This window comes from Prevotella sp. PTAC, from assembly GCF_013166535.1.
GTDB lineage: Bacteria > Bacteroidota > Bacteroidia > Bacteroidales > Bacteroidaceae > Prevotella.
Genome location: NZ_JABKKK010000015.1, coordinates 60,210 through 68,231, shown reverse-complemented (window position 1 = coordinate 68,231; position 8,022 = coordinate 60,210). Strand labels below are relative to the sequence as shown.

The 8,022-nt window shown below is 52.6% G+C and carries 8 protein-coding genes; 2 read left to right on the top strand and 6 right to left on the bottom strand.

The features are described from left to right. Positions 1-170: 170 nt before the first annotated feature. Genes topB through HPS53_RS11580 form a run of 4 tightly spaced genes read right to left on the bottom strand, consistent with a single transcriptional unit; the run spans position 171 to position 4,627 of the window. Entirely contained in the window at positions 171-2,258 is a 2,088-nt protein-coding gene (gene topB / locus HPS53_RS11595; RefSeq protein ID WP_004291456.1) for a type IA DNA topoisomerase, read from the bottom strand. Positions 2,259-2,318: 60 nt separating this feature from the next. Continuing rightward, complete coding sequence (locus tag HPS53_RS11590; protein ID WP_004291455.1) at positions 2,319-3,890, bottom strand: DUF3945 domain-containing protein; 1,572 nt, start codon at positions 3,888-3,890, stop codon at positions 2,319-2,321. 20 nt (positions 3,891-3,910) lie between these two features. Next, positions 3,911-4,261, bottom strand: coding sequence for a helix-turn-helix domain-containing protein (locus HPS53_RS11585; protein WP_004291454.1), 351 nt, complete (start codon positions 4,259-4,261; stop codon positions 3,911-3,913). 3 nt (positions 4,262-4,264) lie between these two features. Then, a complete protein-coding gene (locus HPS53_RS11580; protein WP_004304264.1) occupies positions 4,265-4,627 on the bottom strand; it encodes a helix-turn-helix domain-containing protein in 363 nt (120 codons plus the stop codon). Positions 4,628-4,828: 201 nt separating this feature from the next. Here HPS53_RS11580 and HPS53_RS11575 point away from each other — a divergent pair, with 201 nt between their 5' ends. Beyond that, positions 4,829-5,128, top strand: coding sequence for a helix-turn-helix domain-containing protein (locus tag HPS53_RS11575; protein ID WP_004291426.1), 300 nt, complete (start codon positions 4,829-4,831; stop codon positions 5,126-5,128). Between the two features lie 31 nt (positions 5,129-5,159). Continuing rightward, positions 5,160-5,465, top strand: a complete 306-nt coding sequence (locus HPS53_RS11570) for a helix-turn-helix domain-containing protein (RefSeq protein ID WP_004291424.1) — start codon at positions 5,160-5,162, stop codon at positions 5,463-5,465. Positions 5,466-5,542: 77 nt separating this feature from the next. Here HPS53_RS11570 and HPS53_RS11565 read toward each other — a convergent pair whose 3' ends face one another. Together HPS53_RS11565 and HPS53_RS11560 are read right to left on the bottom strand one after the other, a co-directional pair. Continuing rightward, on the bottom strand, positions 5,543-5,905 hold the full coding sequence (locus tag HPS53_RS11565) for a hypothetical protein (protein ID WP_004291423.1): 363 nt from the start codon (positions 5,903-5,905) through the stop codon (positions 5,543-5,545). 11 nt (positions 5,906-5,916) lie between these two features. Further along, positions 5,917-7,152, bottom strand: coding sequence for a site-specific integrase (locus HPS53_RS11560; RefSeq protein ID WP_004291422.1), 1,236 nt, complete (start codon positions 7,150-7,152; stop codon positions 5,917-5,919). Between the last annotated feature and the right edge of the window lie 870 nt (positions 7,153-8,022).

Genomic DNA, 8,022 nt, shown 5'->3' with positions numbered 1-8,022 from the left:
TAATTGTAGCGAATCAGATGGCAATTTACGCCATTTTGAGAAAAATACAGATATTGGTCAATTTTTCCTCAAAAAGATTTGGATTTTATCACAGTATCTAAATCCAAAGTATGAGTGTAATCCGGTATCGAAGAACAATTCATTACTCTGAACAAGTGGCAAAGTTAATACTATTTCTTCCGTCCTGAAAATTTCTTGTCCTTTTTAGCCTCCGGGAACACAAAAGTCGTGTTATATTCCCCGTCAAAGGCGACAACAGCATCGAAACTCTTGCCCTGTTTGCTCTTGAACCCTTTGAGCAGCTTGGTATGCCCTTCGGTGAGCAGGTCTTTGATTTCATCGTCGGACAGGGTGCGTCCCGCTTTCAGCCGGAACACGGGCAGTCCGCACTCCGTGTTGTCGCAGCGTACCACCTTGCCGTAGAACCGCATCCTGCCCGTGCCACACTTGGGACACGCGCAGCCGGAGTCACGGCTGCCGAAGAGCTTGTCGCACGAGATCAGTTCGGAGGTTATCTCACGTGTGTACGCCTCTATCTCCTTGCGGAAGGTGTCGTCGGACAGTTCCCCGCGCTCGATACGCGCCAGCTCCTTTTCCCATTCGCCCGTCATGGCAACATCGGCGATGCGCATCGTCTTGACGACGGAATTGAGGGCAAGTCCTTTTTCGGTGGGAACAAGCGACTTCTTGCAGCGTTCCATGTAACCGCGCTTGAAAAGCGTTTCGATGATGGAGGCGCGTGTGGCGGGAGTACCGATGCCACAGTCCTTCATCGCCTGCCGCAGTGCGTCGTCCTCAATTTCCTTGCCCGCCGTTTCCATTGCCGAGAGCAGGGTGGCTTCGGTATGCAGCGGCTTGGGTTTGGTCTTTCCTTCGGTAATGGACGAGCCTTTCGGTGTCAGCGTGTCGCCTTCCTGCCAGCCGGGGATGGTAATTTCCTCTTTTTCCTCGCCATAGACGGCACGCCATCCGGTTTGCTTCACGACGCTGCCTTTTACGGTAAACTCCACTCCGGCACATTCCGCCGTGACAGTGGTCACATCCTTGACGCATTTCTCAGAGAATGCCTCGACCATGCGCCCGGCAATCATCTGATAGATGGTATTGTCCTCTTTGGAGAGGAAGAGCGGTTTCTCACCCGTGACGAGCAGGGCATGGTGGTCTGTCACCTTGCCGTCGTCCACGCTGCGGCGTGTCGGGGCGGCTTTTGCCCGCACCTTGTCTTTCCATTCGGGCTGTGTGCCGATGAAAGCGAGCAGTTTGGGAATTTCGGCAAACACGTCTTCGGGGATGTAGCGGCTTCCCGTTCTCGGATAGGTTATCAACTTCTTTTCGTAGAGTTTCTGCGCGATTTCAAGCGTCTGTTCCGCCGTGAAGCCGTGCTTGGCGTTGGCTTCTTTCTGGAGCGTGGTCAGGTCGTAGAGCAAGGGAGTTTCCTCCGTCTTCTCCTTGCGCTCGGCTTTCGTGACAGTGGCGCAACCTGCCGCCTTTACCTTATTATATAGTTCCATCGCCGGTTCTTTCTCTTTCCATTTCTCGGAGGATGAGAATTTCACGACTTCGCCGTCGCAACCGTCCGTTGCGATATGGAGCTGCCAGAATGCTTCGGACGTAAAGCGGCGGTTCTCCCAGTAGCGTTCACATACCATAGCCAACGTTGGTGTCTGCACCCGCCCCACGGAATACGTGCCGTGTCCGGCGGCGATGGATAACGCCTGTGTGCCGTTGATGCCCACGAGCCAGTCGGATTCGCTCCGCGCTTTGGCGGCGAGGTAGAGGTTGTCGTATTTGCTGCCGTCTTCGAGTTTCCGCAGTCCCTCGCGGATAGCTTTGTCGGTGAGAGAGCTGATCCACAGGCGCACGAAAGGAGTGGTGCAACCCGTATAGTGGTAGAGGTAGCGGAAGATAAGCTCTCCCTCGCGTCCGGCATCGGTCGCCACGATGATATGTTCGCTTGTGTCGAACAGTCTTTTGATGACTTTTATCTGCGACACCACGCCGCTGTCGGGCTTGTAACCTTTCTCCGTCCTGACCTGACGGGGGACGAGCGTGAATGTGTCGGGAATAATCGGGAGGTTGTCACGGACAAATCCGCGCACGCCGTAGCCGTCGGGCATGGCAAGCTGAACGAGGTGTCCGAATGCCCATGTCACGGCATAACCGCCTCCCTCGAAATATCCTTCCTCTCTCTTTGTCGCGCCCACGATGCGGGCGATTTCACGTGCCACGGAGGGCTTTTCTGCAATGATTGTCTTCATGTCTTCTTCTTTTTTGTTGATACTTTGGATTTTATTTTGGATTCAGTGGCGGACACGGGATTACATTTTCATGCCCTTGCCCGTTTTCTTCTGCGGCTTCTCCTGCTGCTGTTGCTGGCGGGCGTCCTTCGGGTTGGTCTGACCTTTCTGCAACGGCTCTCTCAGATTCTTTGTAGCCTCGTTGGTCTTGCCATCGTTGTTCACCGCCACCTGCGTGCGGCTCTCGTTGGACGGAGCAACCTGCTGTGCATTGTCAGGGTTCGTGTCGTAGCGGTACGGGCGTCCCTTCTCCGGGTTGAACTTGATATACATCGTGGCATGGAAGCCCTGCTTGTCGGTCACGTTCTCCAGCTTCACGGCTTTACCCGCCACATAGTCGGCTTTCTGCTGGTCGGTGAAGCTCACGCCGCTCCATTTGCTGATGGGGCGGATGCTGCCGTCCTCGTTCGTCCACGTGTTGCGGCGTTGCTCCTTCTTGGTCTGTGCGGCATTTTCCCCGCCCTGCGCCTGACTTTTCGATGTGTCGCCTTTGGTTTCCTGTGTCTGTGCGGTACGGGGCGACTTGCCGGTTCCCGGCACGAACTCCACGCCGCGCTGCTCCACGTTCACTTGCAGGGTGGTGACGAACTTTCTGCCGTCGTTGCGCTCGATGAGCTTGTCGCGTACGGGCAGTCCGGCGCGGAGCATGTCCCGCTCCTGCGTGGTGATTTCCGTCTTGCCGATGCGCTCCGGGATGCGCACCCTGCTTGCCGGAATGTCCGTGATTTCATTCGTCTTGCGGTCGATGCTGATGTAGGAGGGGATGATCTCGCCCGTTTCCCTGTCCACAATGTCCACGACCCTACCGAGATTGCCCGTTTCGCGGAGGTTCTTCCGGTCATTGTCGGAGAATTTGTGTTCCTTGTACTCATCCAGCTTCTGCTCCTTGCGGATGAAGTGCGGCACGAGGCTGATGTTTCCCTCACCGTCCTTCTTGAAGGAGAGGCGGGCGTCCAGCTCGAATGATTCGCCGCCGAAGGTCGGTTTGACCTTTACCAAGTCGGACTTGCCATAGTTGAGCATCTTCGTAAGGTCGCCGGACTTTTCAAGGTTGTCCCGCTTTACGCCCCATCTGTCCTCCAGCTCCTGCCAGTTGATTTTACTCTCGTCGATGGGCTGGTAGCCACGTTTGCCCTGCATCTGTTCGGATTTGTCCTGTTGCTGTTCTTTCCGTTGTTCCATGTTCTCCTGTTTTTGAGGTTCTTGTTTCTCTGTCTGTTGTGCTGCCATCTCTTCCTGCACCTTCTTCTCATAGTCGGAGGTGTCCACCTTGTGAGGGGCGAGCAGCTCCTTGTTCGCTTCGGGGTCTTTCAGCAGTTGCTTCATCACCTCTAAGAGATTTTCAGCTTGGTCTGCCGCAATGCGGTAGAAACCGAAGCGGCTGGGTTCCTTGCACTGCCGGAAGAAGTTCTTGAAGAAGTTGTCCAGCACGTCGCCATGTCGGTCGAATTGCAGGAAACTCTGCGCGTTCTCCGCTTTTGCGGGGGTGCGCTTGGGTGTGCCGTCCGCGTTCAGCCCGGCTACCACGCTGATCTCGCCTGTCTTCTCGTCACGGACTACCAGCACGTCCTTTTCGTCTTTTTTCTTTGCCATCTGAAAAATGTTTTAATGGGTTATTTATGAAAGAAATTATGGATACGAGCCTTGTAGAAGGCTATATCTTCCTTTTTGAAGTCCTTGATATGGTTGGAAAGGAATGTCAGCACGTCCTCCTCGCTGTAATAGGTCTTCTTGCCCAGCGTCTTGTAGGGCAATGCGCCTACGCTGCGGTAGCGTTGGAGGGTGCGTTTGCTTATCTGGAGCAACATGCACAAATCCTGATTGTCGAAAAGGCGGATGCTTTCCGTGATAGTGGGCTGTTTCCCCTCAGCCTTCATCGCCAGCAGCAGTTCGTCCTGACGGTCGAGCCGTTCCATCAGCTTCTGCATCCAGCCCTCGAAGTTGTTTCGTGTGAGCAGTTCCATGACCTATGTCCTCCTTCCTTTTGGTTTGCCGCCCGTGCGCAGCGTGTGGTTGTGGAACAGGGTGTCTATTGTCCCTTCCTCGTTCCTTACTGTGTTGTCCTCCAATAGCCGCAGTATCTCGGAAAGGCGGTAGCGGCAGCTTCCGCGTACCACCACATACTCGATACGGTGGTCGGTGCGCATACGCTGCATGGTGCGCTTGCTCACGTTGAGCATCTTCGCCGCCTGTGCCGTGTCAAGCAGCTTGTCTTCGGTTTCCCGCTTCCGTTTCTTCTCGTCCCTTGCCTCGCGGATGTACCCTGCGATGTTCGCAATCTGCGCCATCATCTCCTTGTAGGCGGAACTTTCCATTGTTATCACTTTCATGTTCAGTCCTTTCTTTTTGTTTCTGCGACAAAATTCGGCAATAAACAAAAGGGGCTTTAACAACTCACTACGTGACTCACGTAAGATTTTTGCGGAAGATGGCTCCGTAACCCGGTCAAACGGCGCAACAGGCAGCCTTTCAGCGGAAAACGATACGTCTTGTATGCCGTTTCGTTACCTTTGCGGCAAACTCTAAATGACATGAATATGGAAATAGTATCTATCGAGAAAAAGACTTTCGAGATGATGGTGGCGGCATTCGGCGCACTCTCGGAGAAGGTCGCCGCCCTGAGGCGCAAAAGCGACACGGGGCGCATGGAAAGATGGCTCACGGGCGAGGAGGTCTGCGGGCAGTTGAGAATAAGCCCGCGCACGTTGCAGACGCTGCGTGACAGGCGGCTTATCGGCTACTCGCAGATAAACCGCAGGTTCTATTACAAGCCAGAGGAGGTGAAGCGGCTGATACCGCTTGTCGGCACGCTCTATCCGCACGGCAGATGATTTGATTTATTCACCCACTGAATCCGAAGTTATGATGAACGAGAACAACGATGTTTTTACGATGGAAGACGAGCCGATAGCCTCTGTGGTGCAGGATATGCGCAAAGGCTCGAAATGGCTGTCCGCATTTCTGGAAAGCTACCGTCCTCCGCTGGACGGGGAACGTTACCTGACGGACGGCGAGGTGTCGGAACTGCTCCGTGTGAGCCGGCGCACCTTGCAGGAATACCGCAACAACCGCGTGTTGCCCTTCATACTTTTGGGAGGGAAGGTGCTTTACCCGGAAACGGGGCTGCGCGGGGTACTGGAAGCGAACTACCGCAAGCCGCTGGAGTGAGGCGGTTTCATGAAAAAGTAAACGGGTGACACCTTTTGTGGTGCTACCCGTTTACTTGTCTTATGGGGTATGTGCAATCAGCAATACCCGGCTTTTCCGTTCTGTATGAACATCACGTATGTCTGCCGTTTCTCTTGTGAGAGTGCCTTTCCCACCAGCCATGTGCGGAACAGGTGGGTGTTGTAGGTATTCACCCTGAAAGCGACCGGGATGATGATTTCAAGGGCGTACACGTCCGCGTGCAGCCCGTTTTCAAGCTGCATGTAGCGGCACACCTCGTAGTCGTTCAGCACGTCCGACTTGCGGACGGCTCTGATGGCGGCGTTCACTGCCGGGACGGTCGTATGGAACAATCCGGCTATTTCGGTGGCGGTCATCCACACGTCGTTACCGGTTACGCTGACTGCCTTGTCCTCGATGATGATTGTGTCACGTTTCATGGCTTTTCTTTTTAGATGGTGCAACCTGCAAATTCCTCGACGCCGTTCAATCTTGCGGCAAGGTTCTCCATGTCCTGATTGAGCTTCTCTTTGGTTATCTTTGCGTAAATCTGCGTCGTCTTTATGCTCTTGTGTCCGAGCATGGAGCTGACCGTTTCGATGGGAACACCGTTGGAGAGGAATATCGTCGTGGCTGCCGTGTGGCGGCTCTGATGCCACGTGATATGCTTGGTGATGCCGCAACGCTTGGCGACGGCACGGATACCGGCAAGGCACGTGTTATAATGCGGAACGGGAAATATCCTGCCGTCCCCGCACAGTCCCCGGTATTTGCCGATTATGCGGTTGGCGATGTCGAGCAGGCGGATGTTGGACACCACGCCCGTTTTCTGGCGGTTGATGTTTATCCACTCGTGTTCGTCGAAGTAGGTGCGGATATTCTCTTCCGTAAGGTTGCGCATATCCGCGAACGACAGCCCCGTGAAGGCGCAGAACAGGTAGAGGTCGCGGTACAATTCCTGTTTGGCGTTTTTCAGTTTCCCCTCCATCAGCAGGCGGATCTCATCTTTGGTCAGGAAACTGCGTGTTGTTTCCTCCTTCTTGATTTCATACTCGCGGAACGGGTCGCGCGTCAGCCACTCGTTGTTGATGGCGATGAATACCATCGTCCGTAACGGGCAGACGTACAGCCACACGGTATTGGTGCAGCAGTGCTTGTCCGTGCGCAGGAACATCTCGAAGTCGGAGATGAAAGCCGGGGTAAGCTCTTTTAGGGCGATGTCCTTCACATGGTAGCGGATGTCGAGGAACTCTTGCATGTGCTTGTAAACGGTGCGGTACTTCAGCAGCGTGCCTTTGGCTTTCATGCCTGCCTCCACCTGCTTCTCGTAGTCCTCGTTGTGCTGGCGGAACACCTGCATCAGCGTGTGGTAGCGGTGTTCCAGTCCGAGAAAGGCGTTCTTCACCTTCTCCGCCGTGACGAAGTTGTCACGCTCCATGATTTCCTGATAATGCCTGTTGATGCGTACCCGCATCTTGTCAAGCATACGGTTCGTTTCGAGTGCCGCCGTGCTTCTGCCCGTGACACGTCCACCTTTGGTGTCCCACAGTTTCGGATCGACAGTCAGTTTGCAGCTGAACTGTGTCTGGCTGCCGTCCACCGTGATGCGTCCCATGACGGGAACTGTCCCGTCCTTTTTCACTACCTGACGCTTGAGGTAGTAGATTACTGAAAATGTACTCTTCATTGTCCTTAATTTTTGGGTTTCAAAATTAGTTGGTGAAGAGTCCGGTGTTGGTACGCAAAACGGGGAGGAACGGCGCAATCTTTTTCCGTAACCTGATTTTTCGCATGAGTTATGGATAACTCACTATTCCTTAGAGCCTTGTTTCGCTATTCGTACCCGTTTGTCGCATTTTCGGGCATGGTTACGAACAAGTAACGTAGCGGCGTCAGGATTTGGCTTCGGCAGGGATTGTAATGGCTTCACGGATTATCGCCACTTCAACCAAAACCCTTGTAACTCAATTCTATCACTATATCTTTCCGCATTTCACTTTTTTGTAGTAACTTTGCAGGACTAAACAAAAAGACAAATGTATGAAGATAATGATATTTATTTACAAAACAAAAAGACGTGGCAACTTAAACAGTTTGTTCGCAACTTTGAATTTTGATAAAAACGATCCTATATACTATATGGATATATAATATAATGGTTTTAATACTTTTGTGGATAAAGCCCCAATAAAGTCGGCTATACATACCCGATTGGAATGTATAGCCGGCTTTATTGGGGCTTTTGTAGTTATAATAAGCATCTAAATGCATTGCAACGGGATACTCCTTGCAATGTATTGGGATACTCGTTGCGTTGTGATTAGTTGCTAAATAGAGTATGACGGGATGCCAAACGCATAAAATCTATCCATGGCGCATATGTTACTCTGGTTTAAATCAAATTTTAATGTATAAAAGGATGCGTTTTAAATATTTTTTGCGTAAACACATACTTATAACTAATCGTTTTCTTTGACATTATGTTTACATATAGATAAAATCCCGCTTGAATTAGCATCGCCTCAGTAAAGCGATATGCAAGACAAGCGGGATTTTA